The 17856-nt window shown below is 55.9% G+C and carries 20 protein-coding genes; 12 read left to right on the forward strand and 8 right to left on the reverse strand.

Annotation, left to right across the window (positions count from 1 at the left end):
• Positions 1–12 precede the first annotated feature (12 nt).
• The 3 genes from ABIB18_RS05735 to ABIB18_RS05745 are packed head-to-tail and all read left to right on the forward strand — an operon-like array spanning position 13 to position 3108.
• The gene (locus ABIB18_RS05735) at positions 13–249 is read left to right on the forward strand and encodes a DUF1656 domain-containing protein (RefSeq protein WP_031375724.1); all 237 of its coding nucleotides are present in this window, start codon (positions 13–15) and stop codon (positions 247–249) included.
• 4 nt (positions 250–253) lie between these two features.
• Positions 254–1111, forward strand: a complete 858-nt coding sequence (locus tag ABIB18_RS05740; protein WP_354473795.1) for an efflux RND transporter periplasmic adaptor subunit — start codon at positions 254–256, stop codon at positions 1109–1111.
• The gene (locus ABIB18_RS05745) at positions 1108–3108 is read left to right on the forward strand and encodes an FUSC family protein (protein ID WP_354473797.1); all 2001 of its coding nucleotides are present in this window, start codon (positions 1108–1110) and stop codon (positions 3106–3108) included. Before ABIB18_RS05740 ends, ABIB18_RS05745 begins: the two co-directional genes overlap by 4 nt.
• On the opposite strand, the gene ABIB18_RS05750 is transcribed toward ABIB18_RS05745, so the two are convergent.
• The 4 genes from ABIB18_RS05750 to ABIB18_RS05765 all read right to left on the reverse strand — a co-directional run bounded on the left by ABIB18_RS05750 (position 3109) and on the right by ABIB18_RS05765 (position 5515).
• Positions 3109–3576, reverse strand: coding sequence for a hypothetical protein (locus ABIB18_RS05750; RefSeq protein ID WP_031375723.1), 468 nt, complete (start codon positions 3574–3576; stop codon positions 3109–3111). It abuts the gene before it with no gap.
• Positions 3577–3707: 131 nt separating this feature from the next.
• Positions 3708–4226, reverse strand: a complete 519-nt coding sequence (gene sodC / locus ABIB18_RS05755) for a superoxide dismutase family protein (RefSeq protein ID WP_089561252.1) — start codon at positions 4224–4226, stop codon at positions 3708–3710.
• An 84-nt stretch (positions 4227–4310) separates the two neighbouring features.
• Complete coding sequence (locus ABIB18_RS05760) at positions 4311–5207, reverse strand: aldo/keto reductase (RefSeq protein ID WP_031375721.1); 897 nt, start codon at positions 5205–5207, stop codon at positions 4311–4313.
• A 68-nt stretch (positions 5208–5275) separates the two neighbouring features.
• Positions 5276–5515 (reverse strand): DUF1289 domain-containing protein, encoded by a 240-nt coding sequence (locus ABIB18_RS05765; protein WP_354473798.1) that lies wholly within the window; start codon positions 5513–5515, stop codon positions 5276–5278.
• A 178-nt stretch (positions 5516–5693) separates the two neighbouring features.
• Between ABIB18_RS05765 and ABIB18_RS05770 the strand changes: the two genes are divergently transcribed.
• From ABIB18_RS05770 to rnt, 4 genes are all read left to right on the forward strand, one after another.
• Positions 5694–6290 carry a TetR/AcrR family transcriptional regulator gene (locus ABIB18_RS05770; RefSeq protein WP_031375719.1) on the forward strand — a complete coding sequence of 199 codons (597 nt, stop codon included), beginning with the start codon at positions 5694–5696 and terminating at the stop codon, positions 6288–6290.
• 50 nt (positions 6291–6340) lie between these two features.
• Positions 6341–7438 carry an alkene reductase gene (locus ABIB18_RS05775; protein ID WP_046288357.1) on the forward strand — a complete coding sequence of 366 codons (1098 nt, stop codon included), beginning with the start codon at positions 6341–6343 and terminating at the stop codon, positions 7436–7438.
• A 114-nt stretch (positions 7439–7552) separates the two neighbouring features.
• Positions 7553–7960, forward strand: coding sequence for a lactoylglutathione lyase (gene gloA, locus ABIB18_RS05780; protein WP_031375718.1), 408 nt, complete (start codon positions 7553–7555; stop codon positions 7958–7960).
• 119 nt (positions 7961–8079) lie between these two features.
• Positions 8080–8745 carry a ribonuclease T gene (gene rnt / locus ABIB18_RS05785; RefSeq protein WP_031375717.1) on the forward strand — a complete coding sequence of 222 codons (666 nt, stop codon included), beginning with the start codon at positions 8080–8082 and terminating at the stop codon, positions 8743–8745.
• 45 nt (positions 8746–8790) lie between these two features.
• Here the strand turns inward: rnt and ABIB18_RS05790 are convergent, their stop codons facing one another.
• Positions 8791–9126 (reverse strand): Grx4 family monothiol glutaredoxin, encoded by a 336-nt coding sequence (locus ABIB18_RS05790; protein ID WP_176035873.1) that lies wholly within the window; start codon positions 9124–9126, stop codon positions 8791–8793.
• A 364-nt stretch (positions 9127–9490) separates the two neighbouring features.
• Between ABIB18_RS05790 and ABIB18_RS05795 the strand changes: the two genes are divergently transcribed.
• Positions 9491–10285 carry a C40 family peptidase gene (locus ABIB18_RS05795; protein ID WP_031375715.1) on the forward strand — a complete coding sequence of 265 codons (795 nt, stop codon included), beginning with the start codon at positions 9491–9493 and terminating at the stop codon, positions 10283–10285.
• A 59-nt stretch (positions 10286–10344) separates the two neighbouring features.
• Here the strand turns inward: ABIB18_RS05795 and cydH are convergent, their stop codons facing one another.
• Entirely contained in the window at positions 10345–10434 is a 90-nt protein-coding gene (gene cydH, locus ABIB18_RS05800) for a cytochrome bd-I oxidase subunit CydH (RefSeq protein ID WP_122983609.1), read from the reverse strand.
• A 281-nt stretch (positions 10435–10715) separates the two neighbouring features.
• On the opposite strand from cydH, the gene purR reads away from it, so the two are divergent.
• Positions 10716–11741 carry an HTH-type transcriptional repressor PurR gene (purR, locus tag ABIB18_RS05805; RefSeq protein ID WP_031375714.1) on the forward strand — a complete coding sequence of 342 codons (1026 nt, stop codon included), beginning with the start codon at positions 10716–10718 and terminating at the stop codon, positions 11739–11741.
• On the opposite strand, the gene punR is transcribed toward purR, so the two are convergent.
• On the reverse strand, positions 11738–12643 hold the full coding sequence (punR, locus tag ABIB18_RS05810; protein ID WP_031375713.1) for a DNA-binding transcriptional activator PunR: 906 nt from the start codon (positions 12641–12643) through the stop codon (positions 11738–11740). The two genes, purR and punR, sit on opposite strands and share 4 nt — an antisense overlap.
• A 106-nt stretch (positions 12644–12749) precedes the next feature.
• On the opposite strand from punR, the gene punC reads away from it, so the two are divergent.
• Both punC and cfa read left to right on the forward strand, forming a co-directional pair.
• On the forward strand, positions 12750–13952 hold the full coding sequence (gene punC, locus ABIB18_RS05815; protein WP_046288358.1) for a purine nucleoside transporter PunC: 1203 nt from the start codon (positions 12750–12752) through the stop codon (positions 13950–13952).
• A 312-nt stretch (positions 13953–14264) separates the two neighbouring features.
• Positions 14265–15413, forward strand: coding sequence for a cyclopropane fatty acyl phospholipid synthase (cfa, locus tag ABIB18_RS05820; protein WP_031375712.1), 1149 nt, complete (start codon positions 14265–14267; stop codon positions 15411–15413).
• 53 nt (positions 15414–15466) lie between these two features.
• On the opposite strand, the gene ABIB18_RS05825 is transcribed toward cfa, so the two are convergent.
• Entirely contained in the window at positions 15467–16126 is a 660-nt protein-coding gene (locus tag ABIB18_RS05825; RefSeq protein ID WP_279809986.1) for a riboflavin synthase subunit alpha, read from the reverse strand.
• Positions 16127–16331: 205 nt separating this feature from the next.
• Between ABIB18_RS05825 and ABIB18_RS05830 the strand changes: the two genes are divergently transcribed.
• Entirely contained in the window at positions 16332–17705 is a 1374-nt protein-coding gene (locus ABIB18_RS05830; protein ID WP_031375711.1) for an MATE family efflux transporter, read from the forward strand.
• The last annotated feature ends 151 nt before the right edge of the window (positions 17706–17856 follow it).

Genomic DNA, 17856 nt, shown 5'->3' on the forward strand with positions numbered 1-17856 from the left:
GGATATTGAAACGTGCTCACCAACGTCTTCTCCAGTGCCAAACCGCTGACTGATCTGGTGGTAGGCGCCTCGCTGTTTTTCCCGCCGATCTTCAAAGCGGTGATACTCGGCTTCCTGGTCTGGCTGCTGATTCACCCGCTGGTGCGCGGCTGGATCTATTCTGGTGATATCTGGCATCCCACCTTGTTTGATCTCTCCCTGTTTGTGCTGTGCGTTACCGCTGCACTCTGGCTCATCGGTCACGGATAATCGTATGAAATTCAACGCGGTAAAATACTTTTCAACCCTGATTGTGTTTGCGCTGGCGCTGCTGGCCGCCGGCTGGATGTGGAACTACTATATGCAGTCGCCCTGGACCCGCGACGGCAAAGTGCGCGCCGAACTGGTCGATATTACGCCTCAGGTCTCCGGCCGCATTACGCAACTGCAGGTGAAAGACAATCAGTTCGTTCACCGCGGTCAGCTATTGCTGACGCTCGATCCGGTGCCGTGGCAGATTGCGCTCGACAACGCCGATGCCCAGCTCAGCAAAACGCAGGCCGATCTGGCCCGGGCGCAGCACGAATTTAACCGGCGTAGCCGCCTGCCGCGCAATGTGATCTCAGCCGAAGATCTCGATGCCGCACGGCTGGCAGCCAATGCCGCCGCGGCCAGCGCCAAAGCCGCCCAGTCAGAGCTGGATCGGGCACGCTGGAATCTGCAACAGACCACTATCACCGCGCCGACTGACGGCTGGATCACCAATCTCACCCTGCGGCCCGGCAACTATGCCACCGCGGGCAGCCCACTGTTTGCGCTGGTGGATAGCCACTCTTATTACGTGGTGGGCTATTTCGAAGAAACCAAACTGCGCCACATTCGTCCGGGTGCGGCGGCCCAGGTGGTGCTGTATAGCAATGGCGCACGGCTCCAGGGTCAGGTCGACAGTATTGGTCGCGCCATCTACGACCAGAGTATTGAGACGGACAGCGGCCTGGTGCCGGACGTCAAACCCAACGTGCCCTGGGTACGGCTGGCGCAACGGGTGCCGGTGCGGATTCATCTCGATCCGCTGCCAGCGGATGTGCCACTGGTGGCGGGAACCACCTGCACTATCACTATTCAGCCATGAATTTTCAGTGGCTGGCATGGGATCAGTTGCCGTGGATTAAGGCTAACGCTAATCAGTGGCGCTATGCGTTGCGCAACGCCATTGCTATGTGTCTGGCGCTCAGCATCGCCTATGGACTGGATCTGGATGAGCCTTACTGGGCGATGACCTCAGCGGCGGTGATCAGCTTTCCTACCGTCGGCGGCGCCATCAGTAAGAGTCTGGGCCGGATTGCTGGCAGCCTGCTTGGGGCCAGCGCCGCCCTGCTGATCGCCGGGCATACCCTGAATGAACCCTGGCTGTTTACCTTTGCGATTGCTGGCTGGCTGGGGTTGTGTACCGGCGTCGCCAATCATTATCAGAACAACGTCGCCTACGCCTTTTCGCTCGCTGGTTATACCGCCGCCATTATCGCCTTCAGCAGCGTTAACATTACCGATATCACCGATTTGTGGACCATTGCCCAGGCGCGGGTTTGTGAAGTGATATCCGGTATTTTATGTGCCGGCTTTATGATGATGGTGCTGCCGAGCACCTCGGATGGCGAGACCTTAATCACCTCGCTGAAGCAGATGCATGCGCGGCTGCTGGAACATGCGGTTTTGCTGCTGCAGCCGTCGGTCAGCGATAACATTCGTACCGCGCACGAGAACGTTATCAGCCAGATTCTGACCATGAACCTGCTGCGGATTCAGGCGTTCTGGAGTCACTACCGCTTTCGCCGGCAAAACAACGTGCTCAACTATGTGCTGCACCAGCAGTTGCGGCTTACCAGCGTGCTTTCCAGTCTGCGCCGCATGTTGCTGAACTGGCCCGACGCGCCCGACGCGCTGTTTGCTGCGCTGCAACAGCTGCTGGCGGAGCTGGGTAAACCGGAATGTGATAAATACCAGCTGGCACGCATCCTGCGTAGCGTCACGCCGGCTGCTGATGGCGACTACCGCCAACGCGCCTTCTGTCAGCGGCTGCGCTACTTCTGCTGGATGTATCTCAACGTGCTGCGCTGGATCAGGCTGCTGGATCGGGCCGACGCCGATACCCGCTTCCAGCCGCCACCGGTTCCCGCACTGGCGCGCGATAGCGACAGCGCCGAAGCGGGCTGGAGCGCGCTGCGCACCTTTAGCGTCATCGTGCTCGGCTGCGCGTTCTGGATCAATACCCAATGGTCCTCCGGCGCAGCGGCGCTGACCTTAACCGCCATCGCCTGCGTGCTGTATGCCTCTTCGCCTTCACCGGGCGGCAGCGTTACCCTGCTGCTGAAAACCCTGCTCTGGCTGTTTGCATTCAGCTTTGTCATGAAGTTCGGTCTGATGGTGCAGATCAGTCAGCTGTGGCAGTTTTTGCTGCTGCTGTTCCCGCTGCTGGTGACGCTACAGCTGTTCAAGCTACAGCAAAAGCAGCGGGCGGGAATGTGGGGGCAATTTATCGTGTTTATGGGCTCGTTCATCGCCGTCACTAACCCGCCGACCTGGGATTATCAGGACTTCTTTAACGATAATATCGCCAAAGTATGCGGGGTGTTGCTGGCCTGGCTGGCGTTTCAGGTGCTGCGCCCCAGTTCAGATGCCCGTCGCAGCCGGCGTCATATCCGGGCGCTGCGGCTGGCGTTTCTCGACCAGCTCAGACGGCGTCCACGGCTGAGTGAAAGCCGGTTTGAATCGCAGATTTATCATCGCATCAGCCAGCTCAGTCACAGCCGGGATGAGCAGGCGCGCGTCTGGTTATTGCGCTGGGGAGTGGTGTTACTTAACTGCTCGCATATCGTCTGGCAGTTACGGCAGTGGCAGGCGGACTCCGCCACGCTGATGGAGGTGCGCGACAGCAGTCTGCAGAATTTACAGCGGATTATCAGCAGTCGCGGCGTGCAGCACAGTTCGCTGGACCAGATCCTGGCGGAGCTGGAGAGGATGATCGCCACATTGCTGGCGCTGGGCAGTAATGAGGCCAGTGAACTGGCCGGTATTATCTGGCGGCTGCGCTGTTCGCTGGCCCAGTTGCAACAGGCGGTACCCGGCTGATTACTGGCAGTATTGCTGCTGTTGCCGGTTAAAGTCATCCTGTAACTGTTGCAGCGTTTTATGACCCTCAAAGCGGGTTTTATCCACCTCGGTCATCGGTTCGATCACCAGCGCTTTTTCATCCGGCGAGAAGATAAAACGGCGGGTCAGTTCAGTGCCGGTAAAACTTTTACCCTGAATGCTGCCACAGACCATCGTCATGGTGCGCCGGGATATGGTGGTTTCAATGAAATTGGTCTCGGTGGCGCTGCGGAACACCTGCTCACAGCCCTTCGCTTCCAGCTTCCGCACCGTATTGCGGCTCAGCCATTCACGCCCTTTAGCGATATTTTCACAGGTGCTGCGCATCGGGCTGGTATCAATCGTGCGCTGTAGCTCACGCCCGGTTTCCGTCACCAACTGTGTATCGTTGGGTTTATCGCACCCCACCAGCAGTAAGCACAGCAGTAATGCGCCCTTGAATTTCATACTCCTGCTCCTTGACCCTTCGCGCTTTCTTACCTGAATCAATATCATAGGGGGGAAATCTGCGGGATGGTACAACAATTCATAAACAGGCGGGAAGAAAAGCGGGCGGCAGGCTTTCACCGCCCCAAAACTCAGATAACACCGCAGGCAAAGCGCGCGCCGCCGCCGCCCAGCGGTTGAGGATGATCGGCATGGTTATCGCCGCCGACATGCACCATTAGCGCTTTCCCCTTAATCTCGCTCAGTGATTTGAGGCGCGGTGCCAGTACCGGGTAGCCGGCGTTGCCTTTGTCATCGATATACAGCGCCGGCAGATCGCCAGCATGTCCGTCGGCATAGGGACCGAGATGTTTGCCGCTGTTGGCCGGATCAAAATGTCCTCCTGCCGCACCGGCCGCCACCACTTTCCCCTGTGATTCTCCCGGCTCACAGCTGCCCTTCGCATGCACATGGAAACCGTGAATGCCCGGCTGCAGCCCTTTCAGGTCCGGGGTGAACTGTAAGCCATACTGCGTCTCTTCAATCGTCACGCTACCGAGCGATTTGCCAATCCCCTCCGCCGTAACCTGATGGAGGGTAACCTGCTCGCTGGCCGCCGAGGCCGCACCGCAGGCAAGAAGGGCTGATAGCGCAACTGCTTTGAGTTTCATTGTGACTCCTTTGAGGTACCAGGGTAAGGCATAAGCCTGGTACCGGTTGCGCTATTCTGCCGAAGATTGACGCAGTTTTACGCTTCAGGGCACATCAAAGCCTAACGCCGCCTTGCGGATGCGGAACCATTGCTGACGCGTCAGCGATAAGTTTACCGCCGCCGCCGCTTCGCTGACGCGCGCCGTTTTACCTGAACCAATAATCGGCAGCGGTTTACTCGGCAGCATCATTATCCACGCATACACCACCTGCTCGAGGCTGCTGGCACCGGTTTCCTGACGAATGACCTCCAGCTCGTCACGCAGCGGCTGATAATGAGGATCGTTAAACAGCCGGCCACCGCCAAGACAGGACCAGGCCATCGGCCGGAAACGTAACTGCTGGCACTGATCCAGCGTGCCATCCAGCAGCAGATTTTGTTGTACCGGCGAGATCTCCAGCTGATTAGTGACCAGCGAAAACGGCAGACGTGACTGCAGCAGCGCAAACTGTGCCGGGGTGAAGTTGGACACGCCGACGTGCAGCACTTTTCCGCTCTGGTGCAGAGACATAAAGGCTTCGGCGACTTCATCGGCATCCATCAGCGGATCGGGACGGTGGATCAGCAGCAGGTCGAGGCGATCGGTACCAAAGTGGCGCAGTGAATTTTCAGCACTTTGCAGGATATGGGCTTTACCGGTGTTGTAATGACCGATCTGATGCTCAGGGCGGGCGCGGGTAGCAATGCCGCATTTGGTGACGATCTGGAGCCGCTCACGCAGGCCCGGTGCCAGCTTCAGCGCCTCGCCAAATGCGGCTTCGCACTGATAATCGCCGTAGATATCCGCGTGGTCGACGGTGGTAATGCCGAGGCTCAGATGGTGTTCAATAAACGCCACCCGCTGTTGCGGCGACATGCCCCACTCCATCAGCCGCCAGTAACCCATAATCAACGGTGAAAAATCCGGACCCTGCGACGCGATGGCTTGCGGTTGTAACATAACGATCTCCCTGTGGCACGATGGCTGCAATAAATGTGTCAGAGAGTATAACGGAAAGCGAGAGACCGTCAGAACAAGCTCGGCTGATGTGGATCAAGCGGCTCCTCTTTATTCTGTTGCCGCTGCAGGCGCAGACGACGCTGATAACAGAGACGCAACACCTCACGCTTTCGCGAATCGCTAAAGCGCATCCAGTTGAACCGCTCATCACGGCTGCGTAAACATCCCAGACAATAGCCGCGGGCATCGCTCTGGCAGATGCCACGACAGGGACTGGGAACCGGGAAAAATTCAAGCTGCTCGGCCACCACGACTCCGGATTGAGAGAGTGAAACAGTCTATTGAAAAGATCTTAGCCGGTTTGTGCAACAAATAAGCATAAACTCACCCAATTTCTCTTTAATAACCCCAATACACTGAACACTCTGTGCCAAATGGGAGCGACTGGCATTGCATTAGACCGACTGGTCTACTAACCTGATGGCCATGAACAAGACGCAACAACGCAATGAAACCCGCGAACACCTGCTCCGCATCGGTGAGCAGATCTGTCTGCAACGCGGTTTTACCGGAATGGGCCTCAGCGAACTGCTGACCCAGGCGGAAGTGCCGAAAGGCTCTTTCTACTATTACTTCCGTTCCAAAGAGACCTTTGGCGTGGCGTTGCTGGAGCGCTATTTTGCGCGATTCCTGCAGGATGTTGAGTTACAGCTGAATCAGCCCGACGGTACGCCGCGCGAGCGTCTGCTTAACCATTTCCGGGCGGCAGAGCAGCTGTTCACTCAGCAGGGGCACATCGTGGGTTGTCTCGGCGTGAAGGTTTCCGCTGAGGTCTGCGATCTCTCTGAACCGATGCGCGATGCGCTGCAACAGGGTGCGGCAAAAATTACTGCCCTCTATGCGCGCACGCTGAGCGCCGCTGCGCAGCAGGAGTCGCTGTCGTTACCGCACCCTCCGGAACAGATGGCTGAGTTGCTGTCACTGCTGTGGCTGGGTGCCAGTTTACAGAGCAAGATTTCCCGCGAGCCGCAGCCGCTGCGTCTGGCATTACGTACCATCGAACAGTGGCTGAAAATCCACTGATTTTTAAAAAGAGTGTTTGTAGACGACTGGTCTACTAATCAGGAGCTAATATGGCGAGTACCCAGCTGTTTCGTCCGCTGAAAGTCGGCGCGATTACCGTGCCAAACCGCGTTTTTATGGCGCCGTTGACCCGTCTGCGCAGTATTGAGCCAGGCGATATTCCTACCCCGATGATGGGCGAATATTACCGCCAGCGCGCCAGTGCCGGTTTGATCATTACCGAAGCCACCCAGGTCTCTTTCCAGGCGAAAGGCTATGCCGGTGCACCAGGCTTGCATACTCAACCGCAGATTGCGGCGTGGAAAGCGATTAACGAAGGCGTTCATCAGGCTGGCGGACACACTGCCGTGCAGCTGTGGCACACCGGCCGCATCTCACATAACAGCGTGCAGCCAGACGGTAAAGCACCGGTTGCGCCCTCCGCTATCGCCGCTGGCACCCGCACCTCGCTGCGTGCCGCTGACGGCAGCGTTTATCGCGAAGACACCTCGTTGCCACGTGAACTGACAGTGGCCGAAATTCAGCAGATCGTGGCCGATTTCGGTCAGGCGGCAGCCAATGCCCGTGAAGCTGATTTCGACCTGCTGGAACTGCACTCGGCGCACGGTTATCTGATCCATCAGTTCCTCGCACCGGGCTCTAACCAGCGTACCGACGAATATGGCGGCAGCATTGAAAAACGTGGCCGTTTTGCACTGGAAGTGGTTGATGCCGTGATCGCTAACTGGTCAGCCGACCGGATTGGTATCCGCGTATCGCCGATCGGCAGCTTCCAGAATCTGGATAACGGTCCGGATGAAGAAGAAGCGGCGCTGTGGTACATCGGTGAACTGGCGAAGCGCAATATCGCCTATCTGCACCTCTCCGAGCCTGACTGGGCCGGCGGTAAGCCATACAGCGACGCGTTCCGTGAGAAAGTTCGTAACCTGTTCCCTGGCGCAATCATCGGCGCGGGTGCCTACACCGTTGAGAAAGCGGACGACCTGATTGCGCGTGGTCTGATCGACGCGGTCGCGTTTGGTCGCGATTACATCGCCAACCCGGATCTGGTGGAGCGCCTGCAGCAGGATGCGCCACTCAACCCGCAGCGTCCGGAGAGCTTCTACGGCGGCGGTGCTGAAGGCTATATCGATTACCCAACGCTGTAAGAGAGCGGGCTGCCATCCGGGATGATGGCAGCCATTATTCATTGGCGATTTTGATCGCTATACTTAGCGCTTGTGTCATCCGGCGATGGCGTTTTGATTATTAAAGAGGATGTTATGCGTTTACTTCATACCATGCTGCGCGTTGGCGATCTGCAACGCTCAATCGACTTCTATACTCGCGTGCTGGGCATGCGCGTGCTGCGTCAGAGTGAAAATACCGAATATAAGTATACGCTGGCGTTTGTTGGCTATACCGAAGAGAGCGAAGGCGCAGTGATCGAACTGACCTACAACTGGGGCGTTGATAAGTATGACCTCGGTAACGCTTACGGTCACATCGCGCTGGGCGTCGACGACGTTGCTGCAGCCTGCGAACGTATCCGTAACGATGGCGGCAACGTCACTCGTGAAGCGGGTCCAGTGAAAGGTGGCTCAACCATCATCGCCTTTGTTGAAGATCCCGATGGTTATAAAATCGAACTGATCGAGAACAAACACGCCGGTCACGGCCTGGGCAACTAAGCCTGCTCTTCAGCCTGCCCTGTCGGGTGGGCTGACCTCTTCTGCTCCTCTTCATCTGCTGCACCCGGGCCAGATTTTTGCCATAATGCGCGCTGCCCTTTTTCTGCAATGAGATCCTGATGTCTGAATCGAATTCCCCCAATGCACTCAATCAACGTTTCCGTGGCTTCTATCCGGTGGTCATCGACGTCGAAACCGCCGGCTTCAACGCGCAGACTGACGCGCTGCTGGAGATTGCCGCTACCACGCTGAAAATGGATGATGAGGGCTGGATCCATCTCGACCAGACGCTGCATTTTCACGTTGAACCGTTTGTTGGATCGCTACTGCATCCTGAAGCGCTGGCGTTCACCGGTATCGATCCCAGCAATCCGCTGCGCGGCGCAGTGAGTGAATATGAGGCGCTGCACGCCATCTTTAAGATGGTGCGTAAAGGCATTAAGGATACCGGCTGCAATCGCGCCATTATGGTCGCGCATAATGCGACGTTTGATCTGAACTTCATGAACGCGGCCGCCGAGCGTGCCAGTCTGAAGCGCAATCCTTTCCACCCGTTTGCCACCTTTGATACCGCGGCGCTGAGCGGACTGGTGCTCGGACAGACCGTGCTGGCGAAGGCGTGTAAAGCCGCGGGTATGGCGTTTGACAGCACCCAGGCACACTCGGCGCTGTATGATACTCAGCAGACCGCTATTTTGTTCTGTGAACTGGTGAATCGCTGGAAACGGCTGGGTGGCTGGCCCCTGCCCTTCGCCGAAGGCGAAGCAGCCGCGAGCGCTGACTGAAGAATCTGCAATGAAAAAGGCCGACGCGATGTCGGCCTTTTTGTTTTATTCCGCTTCTTTAAACTTCTCTGCGGTCTCTTTAATCAGCGACTGCAGTTCACCGCGCTGGAACATCTCGACGATGATGTCACATCCGCCGACCAGTTCGCCATCAATCCACAGCTGCGGGAAGGTTGGCCAGTTGGCATATTTCGGCAGCTCTGCACGAATGTCTGGGTTCTGCAGAATATCCACGTAAGCAAAACGCTCACCGCAGGCTGACAGCGCCTGTACCGCCTGCGCAGAGAAACCGCAGCTTGGCAGTTTCGGGGAACCTTTCATGTACAGCAGGATCGGGTTTTCTGCGATCTGGCGCTGAATTTTTTCTACAGTACTCATAATTGCCTTCCTTAATTCGTCACTTCGTGTTTGTTTATTGTAGCGACTTCGCACCAGGACTGAAAACGAGATTTTGGGGGTTGCCCGATTAAATCGCCATGTTTGTTAAGTCCTCTTTTCGGCCCTGTTAACTCCCGATTATTAACTACAAGTAACATATTAATAATTTGCAATAGTTTTGTAGATATAAGACGCTGAAAATGCTCATTTTCAGCGCAAACGGGCGAGGCCGAAAGATTAATAAAAAAAGGCGTTACGGTTTTCAGGTGAACTGGACTAGAATGGCTTCGGCGCTGATCCTGGATCAGATTTTTCCCAACTTTGTCGCGGTGCGTAGTGGCCCTGACAACTTAACTAAAACCGGACTATGCGTTTAATCATTACGCTTTTCATCCTTGCCTTTGCGCAACTGTTCTTCAACATCGCTTCTGCTTCCCCGCAGGCGCCGGTGAATGTCAGTTCGCATAAAGCAGAGAAAAAGAGTGCGCGCGAAGATGAGCGCCGCAAGCGTCGCCCGTTGAAAACGTCGGCGAAGAAAACACGCGTCAGCCCGGTCCAGAAGCTCAAACTCAAAAAACAGAAAAAAAGCGAACTCACCGCCAGTCATCTTCCCGCAAAGAAAAGCAAAACCCTGCTCAAAACCGCCAGTAAGAAACGCTACGGCCATCAGCGTCTGCTTAAAACGGCTGACGCCAGCAGCAATGACAGCGGTGACACCGGCACCATTAAAATGAGCAAGTCACATCGCCAGCGCTACCAGAAGGCGCGCGAGACGGCGATGACCAAGTTGATGGGCCAGCTGGGTAAACCCTATCAGTGGGGCGGCACCTCACCGCACACCGGTTTCGACTGCAGCGGTCTGGTGTGGTACGCCTATAAAGATCTGGTTAAATTTAAGATCCCGCGTACCGCCAATGAGATGTACCACCTGCGCGACGCCGCGCCGGTAAAACGTGAGTCGCTGGAGAAAGGCGATTTAGTCTTCTTCCGGATTAATGGTCGCGGCACCGCCGATCACGTTGGGGTTTATCTCGGCAACGGCAAATTTATTCAGTCGCCACGCACCGGCAAAGATATTCAGATCAGTGCGCTGGGTGAAGATTACTGGCAGCGCCACTACATCGGCGCGCGTCGGGTGATGACGCCGAAAACCATTCGTTAAGCGGATTCGCTACGCGAATAACCAGACAGAGAAAAGCCGGGCGATGCCCGGCTTTTTCATTAGTGCAGCACAGCTGTAAAGCTAAAGGCGACAATCATCAGCAGACAGCCGACGGTAGTCATCAGGGCCAGTTTCAAATCTGTACTCATTTACCGCTCCTTAGTCACACATTTTGTAGGGATAAGCCATTTTCCCATACGGGCCGGTAAAAATCTCGTTTTATCCGTCCAGCCTTGTTAGAATCCTGCCTTTGTTGCGCAACGCGCGCAGCCCCGGTTCCGTTTGCTCTCCTTTTCAGGCGCTCATTACCCGCCAGACGCCTGTTTACCGGCCAGAAAAGCTGCATAATTGCGGAGAAAACCCTGAGCAGACGCAAACGTTTAACATTATGCTTATCATTGCGTTAGATAAGCCCTGGAGTCCGATTTTAATGGCAACAATTAAAGATGTGGCAAAACGCGCCGGCGTCTCAACGACCACCGTTTCGCACGTCATCAACAAAACGCGTTTTGTCGCTGAAGAGACGCGCAACGCCGTCTGGCAGGCGATTCAGGAACTGCACTATTCGCCGAGCGCCGTAGCGCGCAGCCTGAAAGTGAATCACACCAAAACGCTGGGCCTGCTGGCAACCTCGAGCGAAGCGCCCTACTTTGCTGAAATTATTGAAGCGGTGGAGAATCACTGCTTCGACAAAGGTTACACCCTGATTCTGGGCAATGCGCATAACGACCTGCAAAAGCAGCGAGCCTATCTCAGCATGATGGCGCAGAAGCGCGTCGATGGTTTGCTGGTGATGTGCTCTGAGTATCCGGACGATCTGCTGAAGATGCTGGAAGAAAATCGTAATATCCCGATGGTGGTGATGGACTGGGGCGAGTCACGCGCCGACTTCACCGACACGGTGCTGGATAATGCGTTTCAGGGCGGCTATCTGGCCGGACGTTATCTGATTGAGCGCGGTCACCGTGAGATTGGCGCGATTCCCGGTCAGATGGAGCGCAACACCGGCGGTGGACGTCATGCTGGTTTCCTCAAGGCGCTGGAAGAAGCCGGCATTCAGCCGCGTGCCGAATGGATCGTGCAGGGCGACTTCGAACCGGAATCAGGCTATCAGGCGATGCAGCAGATCCTGTCGCAGAAACAGCGCCCGACCGCGGTGTTCTGTGGTGGTGATATCATGGCGATGGGCGCGATTTGCGCCGCCGATGAGATGGGTTTGCGGGTGCCGCAGGACATTTCGGTGATCGGATATGACAATGTGCGCAACGCGCGCTACTTCGCGCCTGCGCTGACTACCGTGCATCAGCCAAAAGCACAACTGGGTGAGAAAGCGCTGGAGATGCTGCTTGACCGCATCACCAGTAAACGAGAGGTTTCTCAGACCATCGAAGTGCATCCGACGCTGATTGAACGTCGTTCCGTGGCTGACGGTCCGTTCCGCGATTATCGCCGTTAATCTTCGCTTAACCACTCCTGATTAAGCGTTTGCGCATCACCCAGATAGCTGAGTAACCAGCCCGTCGCCGGTGATGCGCGATCTTCCGCCCAGCTTACGCAACAGGGGCTGTCCGGAAATGCAACCGGCAACGTCAGCTCCACCAGCGCTCCGCTGTCCAGTAATGGCCGCGCCAGATGCCCCGGCACCATCGCCACACACAATCCCGCCAGCACGCAATCCAGGCCGGTCTGCCATTCCGGCACCACCAGACGACGCTGATTGTCGAGCGTCCACGTCATCCGGCGTGGCAGCGCGCGTGAGGTATCTTCCAGCACCAGCGACGGCCAGCTGCGCAGGGTGTCGTCATCAATCTGACTCACGCCAGTCAGCGGATGGTGGTTCGCCACCACGCAGCGCCAGTTGAGCGTCCCCATGTCGCGAAAGGCAAAGCGTCCGCCGACCGGTATCGCCTGAGTGGCGCCGATGGCCACTTCAACCCGATCATCCGCCAGCGCATCCCAGACGCCGTTAAACACTTCATAACTGATGTGCAACTCCATGTCGGGGAAATGGCGGTAAAAATCTTTGACTAACTGCCGGGTGCGCTGCGGCTTGACGATGCAGTCGACCGCAATACTCAGCTGTCCACGCCAGCCGTTAGCCAGCTGCTGACACTGGCGGCGGGTGGCGAGCATTTTTTTGATAACGCTGCGCCCTTCACGGACAAAATGCTCGCCAGCGGGGGTTAATACTACCTCGCGATGCTGGCGCTCAAACAGCGGTACCGCCAGCCACGTTTCCAGCTGACGCACGGTATAGCTGATAGCAGATGGCACCCGATGCAGCTCCTGCGCCGCGGCGCTGAAGCTGCCACCGCGCGCCACCGCATCCACCACCTCTAATGCATATTCTGACCACATAATCTGCCTTCAATTTTTTTAACAGCAACCGGCAAATATTAGCGTTTCACAGCGGCAAACGCACCTTTTACACTCTGCCGCGTTCAACCTGCAAAATGAGAATCAGATGTCACCGTCAAAAGGATTTATGCCTTATCTCGCTCTGCTGAGCATGCTGGGCTTTTTAGCCACCGATATGTACCTGCCCGCCTTCGGCGCGATGCAGCAAACTTTTAACACCTCACCCGGCCTGATCAGCGCCAGTATGAGCCTGTTCCTGGCGGGCTTTGCCTGCGGTCAGCTGTTCTGGGGACCGCTGTCAGATCGCATCGGCCGCAAGCCGGTATTGCTGGCCGGACTGGCGCTGTTTGCCGTCGGCTGCGCCGGTATGCTGTGGGTCAATAATATCTATCTGATGCTGGCGCTGCGCTTTATTCAGGCGATCGGCGTCTGTGCCGCAGCCGTTAGCTGGCAGGCGCTGGTTGTAGATCGTTATCCGGCGGCGCGCGCCAACAAGGTGTTCGCCACCATTATGCCACTGGTGGCACTCTCGCCAGCGCTGGCGCCGTTGCTGGGCGCCTGGCTGATCAGCCATTTTCACTGGCGGTCTATTTTTCTGGTGCTGACGCTGATTGCCGTGGCCTTGATCCTCACTACCCTGCGTCTGCCGGCCAGCCGTAAAGCCAAAGGTGAGCAAGGCGCACAGCCTGGCTTTTTCACTCTGCTGAAGTCGCGGGTCTACAGTGGCAACGTGCTGATCTACTCCGCCTGTTCCGCCAGCTTTTTTGCCTGGCTGACCGGCTCGCCGTTTATTCTGGCCGATCTGGGCCTGACGCCAGCCGACATCGGTCTGAGCTATCTGCCACAAACCTTTGCATTCCTGATTGGCGGTTTCGGCTGCCGCGCCCTGCTCAACCGTTTTGCTGGTGCACAGTTGCTGCCGTGGCTGCTGGCGATCTACAGCCTGAGCATTCTGGCGCTGTTTGCGGTTGCGCTTTCCGGCCACAGTACGCTGGTCAGCCTGCTGCTGCCGTTCTGCGGCATGGCGCTGGCCAATGGTGCCATCTACCCGATCGTGGTTTCCGCTGCGCTGATGCCTTTCCCTGACGCCACCGGTAAAGCGGCAGCATTGCAGAATACTCTGCAACTGGGATTATGCTTCGCCGCCAGCCTGGCCGTCTCGGCCGGACTGACGCAGCCGCTGCTGACCACTACCCTGATGATGGCGCTGACTATCCTGCTTGCTCTGCTCGGCTTCGTGATGCAGCGTATTGCAAACGCACAATCTGATGTTGCCACCCCCTCTACCGCCTGCCAGGATAATCACTGAAGCAATGATTTTTTAGTTAGCAAACTAACAATAAGTCATTGAATATTGACCCGCGTGAGAATATACTCATTCGGGTCAATAATTCTGCAACAAATCAACAACATAATAACGTTACACATTGATTGGCAACCGGGTTGCCGGGATGGCGTCTGCGCGCAGGTTAGGGTTATCGCGCCGGATCGTTTTGCACCGTTTTAATCCTCTGTATCACGCCAGATATCTGGTTTACGGAGTCATCCGTGACTTTTCTCAATTCCTGAAGAAATTGACTATTCTTTTTCAGGTTAAGATTGGACAGGTGGTGGAGAAGCTATGAGTTCATCGTATGTAGAAGAAGTGAGCCTCGAAGAAAACCATTGGTATCGCATCGTTCATGAACTGCTGGATAAAGCAGATATCGAAATTAATGGCTCACGTAGCTGGGATATTCAGGTTAAAAACCCTGACTTCTTTAAACGTGTTTTGCAGGAGGGATCGCTGGGTCTGGGCGAAAGTTATATGGACGGCTGGTGGGAATGCGATCGGCTGGATATATTCTTCCACCACGTGCTCAAACATAAACTGGACCAGCAACTTCCACATCATTTTAAAGATACGCTGCGTATTGCCGCGGCGCGCTTAACCAACCTCCAGTCGAAAAAACGCGCCTGGATTGTCGGTAAAGAGCATTATGATTTAGGAAACGATTTGTTTTCTCTGATGCTCGATCCTTATATGCAGTACTCCTGTGGCTACTGGAAGGAAGCCACCACGCTCGCCGCCGCGCAGGAAGCAAAGCTGGATATGATTTGCCGCAAATTAGCGCTGGAGCCGGGCATGTCGCTGCTGGATATTGGTTGCGGCTGGGGCGGACTGGCAGAATTTGCCGCACGTCATTATGGCGTTAAAGTGCATGGTGTCACCATTTCGGCTGAACAGCAGAAACTGGCGCAGCAGCGCTGTGAAGGATTAGACGTCACCATTCTATTACAGGACTATCGCGATCTGAATGAACAGTTTGACCGTATTGTATCGGTCGGAATGTTTGAACATGTCGGTCCTAAAAATTACGCCACCTATTTTGATGTCGTCGATCGTAATTTAAAGCCAGACGGTATTTTCCTGCTGCATACAATCGGTGCGATTAAAACCGATATGAATGTGGATCCGTGGATCGATAAATATATTTTTCCGAATGGCTGTCTGCCTTCGGTACGACATATTGCTGACGCCAGTGAGCCGCATTTCATTCTGGAAGACTGGCATAACTTTGGCGCAGATTACGACACGACCCTGATGGCATGGTATGAACGCTTTATTCAGGCCTGGCCGCAGCTGGCGGATAGCTACGGTGAACGCTTTAAGCGTATGTTCTCTTACTACCTTAATGCCTGTGCTGGCGCATTCCGCGCACGTGACATTCAGTTATGGCAGGTGGTCTTCAGTCGGGGCGTGGAAGGCGGATTACGCGTGGCGCGTTGAGGCAGTCGTGGACCGGATTAACCATTAAAAAAGGCGCTGATGCGCCTTCTTTTTTAGCTTTCTGCCGTCGGTTGCCCGGTCAGCATATTCATCGCCGCCGCCGCATCACGCTGCGCTAATACCCGCTCAACGGTGTCGACAATCGCCTGAGTATGTGGATCAATCTCGATATTAACCCGGTCGCCAAAGGTTTTGGCCCCCAGGGTAGTGCGCTCCAGCGTTTCCGGGATCAGATAGACGCAGAATTTGGTACGGGTTACATCCCCTACCGTCAGGCTTATCCCATCGATGCCGACGAAGCCTTTGTGCAGGATATATTTCATCTGGGTCGGATCCTGGATCTTAAACCACACTTCGCGGTTATGTTCCGACTGGATAATTTTGCAGATTTCAGCGGTGGTCATAATATGACCGGACATCAGGTGTCCACCTATTTCATCGCTGAATTTCGCGGCGCGTTCAATATTGACCACATCCCCCTGGCGTAAATCGCCCAGGTTGGTGACGCGCAGGGTCTCTTTTATTAAATCAAAGCTGACCCGATCGCCCTCAATAGCCGTCACGGTTAAGCAGCAGCCGTTGTGTGCCACCGATGCGCCCAGTGCCAGGCCCGGCAATAATTCTTCCGGCAACCTGACGGTGTGAGTACGGAACAGCTCTTTCTCTTCAATGGACACTATTTCTGCGGTGCCCTGCACAATACCGGTAAACATAGTCTTTGCCTCTGCGAAGTTTGCGCTAGTTTATCACAGCTCACGTCCGCTGTTAGCTTTCAGCCAGCGGCGTAGCCTTACAGCGTAGCAAAACGCATGCAGTGACAAAGATTGGCGAATCCGGTATCGCCAGTTACACTAGCTGACGCAATTCCTGGGGCTTCCCTGCCCCGCCATTATTTCATTTAACTATTCAGGTGTTAACGTGCAGAAGTATTTAACAGAAGCACGTCAATTGCTTGCCCTTGCGATTCCGGTCATCCTTGCTCAGGTGGCTCAAACCGCAATGGGATTTGTGGATACCATTATGGCCGGCGCCGTCAGCGCCACGGATATGGCCGCCGTCGCTGTCGGCACCTCTATCTGGCTTCCGGCCATCCTGTTTGGTCATGGTCTTCTGCTTGCATTGACGCCTACGGTTGCGCAACTCAACGGCTCTGGCCGCCGCGAACGCATCGCCGAGCAAATTCGCCAGGGTTACTGGCTGGCCCTGTTCGTCTCGCTGCTGATTATGGTGCTGTTATGGCATGCCGGCTACTTAATCCGGGCGATGCATGACATCGATCCGCTGCTGGCGCTGAAAGCAGAAGGCTATCTGCATGCCCTGCTGTTTGGCGCACCGGGTTATCTGTTTTTCCAGGTACTGCGTAATCAGTGTGAAGGCCTGTCGAAAACCAAGCCGGGTATGGTGCTGGGCTTTCTCGGCCTGATGGTAAATATTCCGCTGAACTACATCTTTATTTATGGCCATTTCGGCATGCCGGCGCTGGGCGGCGTGGGCTGTGGCGTGGCAACGGCCTCGGTCTACTGGGTGATGTTCATCTGTATGCGCTTCTGGGTACGCCGGATGAGAACCATGCGCGATATCCATCTGACCAGCAGCTGGTCACCGCCTTCGCGTCCGATTCTGACCCGTCTGATGACGCTGGGCTTACCGGTAGCGCTGGCGCTGTTCTTTGAAGTCACGCTGTTTGCTGTGGTTGCACTGCTGGTGTCGCCGCTGGGTATTGTTAACGTAGCCGGCCATCAGATCGCGCTGAACTTCAGTTCACTGATGTTCGTTCTGCCGCTGTCGCTGGGCGTGGCAACCACTATCCGGGTCGGCTATCGGCTGGGTCAGGGGTCAACCGAGCAGGCCAAAGTCGCCGCCTGGACTGCCCAGGGCGTCGGCATCAGCATGGCCGCGCTGACCGCGCTGTTTACCGTGACCTTCCGGCATCAGATCGCCCTGCTGTATAACGACAACCCGGAAGTGGTGACGCTGGCGGCGCAGTTGATGTTGCTGGCGGCCATCTATCAGTTCTCTGACTCGATACAGGTGATTGGCAGCGGTATTTTGCGCGGCTATAAAGATACCCGCTCGATCTTCTTTATCACCTTTATCGCCTACTGGCTGCTGGGCCTGCCGGCCGGTTATTTACTGGCGCTGACCGACTGGCTGGTGCCGCGGATGGGGCCGGCAGGCTTCTGGTGCGGCTTCATTGTCGGCCTGACGTCTGCGGCGGTAATGATGATTTGGCGGATCAGGCGCCTGCAACAGTCACCTGCCGAGGTGATCCTGACGCGCGCTGCGCGCTAACCGGTTGAGCGGGCGGTAAAAGGCCCGCGACGCCTAAAAAAACGACGCATAGCACAGTTGCTGTTCAGTCACGGTGAAAAAACCATTTTTCCCCTTGCCAGCCTCATCGGCTGCCGTTAATATTCGTCCCCGCTGTCGCCCAGACAGCGTG

The organism is Pantoea sp. UYEF8 (genome assembly GCF_040546285.1).
GTDB classification, from domain to species: domain Bacteria; phylum Pseudomonadota; class Gammaproteobacteria; order Enterobacterales; family Enterobacteriaceae; genus Pantoea; species Pantoea brenneri.

Excerpts from the sequence above, each read along its gene's own strand:
- ABIB18_RS05740 (WP_354473795.1), top strand. The coding sequence starts at position 254 with ATGAAATTCAACGCGGTAAAATACTTTTCAACCCTGATTGTGTTTGCG.
- ABIB18_RS05745 (WP_354473797.1), top strand. The coding sequence starts at position 1,108 with ATGAATTTTCAGTGGCTGGCATGGGATCAGTTGCCGTGGATTAAGGCT.
- ABIB18_RS05750 (WP_031375723.1), bottom strand. The coding sequence starts at position 3,576 with ATGAAATTCAAGGGCGCATTACTGCTGTGCTTACTGCTGGTGGGGTGC.
- sodC (WP_089561252.1), bottom strand. The coding sequence starts at position 4,226 with ATGAAACTCAAAGCAGTTGCGCTATCAGCCCTTCTTGCCTGCGGTGCG.
- ABIB18_RS05760 (WP_031375721.1), bottom strand. The coding sequence starts at position 5,207 with ATGTTACAACCGCAAGCCATCGCGTCGCAGGGTCCGGATTTTTCACCG.
- ABIB18_RS05770 (WP_031375719.1), top strand. The coding sequence starts at position 5,694 with ATGAACAAGACGCAACAACGCAATGAAACCCGCGAACACCTGCTCCGC.
- ABIB18_RS05775 (WP_046288357.1), top strand. The coding sequence starts at position 6,341 with ATGGCGAGTACCCAGCTGTTTCGTCCGCTGAAAGTCGGCGCGATTACC.
- gloA (WP_031375718.1), top strand. The coding sequence starts at position 7,553 with ATGCGTTTACTTCATACCATGCTGCGCGTTGGCGATCTGCAACGCTCA.
- rnt (WP_031375717.1), top strand. The coding sequence starts at position 8,080 with ATGTCTGAATCGAATTCCCCCAATGCACTCAATCAACGTTTCCGTGGC.
- ABIB18_RS05795 (WP_031375715.1), top strand. The coding sequence starts at position 9,491 with ATGCGTTTAATCATTACGCTTTTCATCCTTGCCTTTGCGCAACTGTTC.
- cydH (WP_122983609.1), bottom strand. The coding sequence starts at position 10,434 with ATGAGTACAGATTTGAAACTGGCCCTGATGACTACCGTCGGCTGTCTG.
- purR (WP_031375714.1), top strand. The coding sequence starts at position 10,716 with ATGGCAACAATTAAAGATGTGGCAAAACGCGCCGGCGTCTCAACGACC.
- punR (WP_031375713.1), bottom strand. The coding sequence starts at position 12,643 with ATGTGGTCAGAATATGCATTAGAGGTGGTGGATGCGGTGGCGCGCGGT.
- punC (WP_046288358.1), top strand. The coding sequence starts at position 12,750 with ATGTCACCGTCAAAAGGATTTATGCCTTATCTCGCTCTGCTGAGCATG.
- cfa (WP_031375712.1), top strand. The coding sequence starts at position 14,265 with ATGAGTTCATCGTATGTAGAAGAAGTGAGCCTCGAAGAAAACCATTGG.
- ABIB18_RS05825 (WP_279809986.1), bottom strand. The coding sequence starts at position 16,126 with ATGTTTACCGGTATTGTGCAGGGCACCGCAGAAATAGTGTCCATTGAA.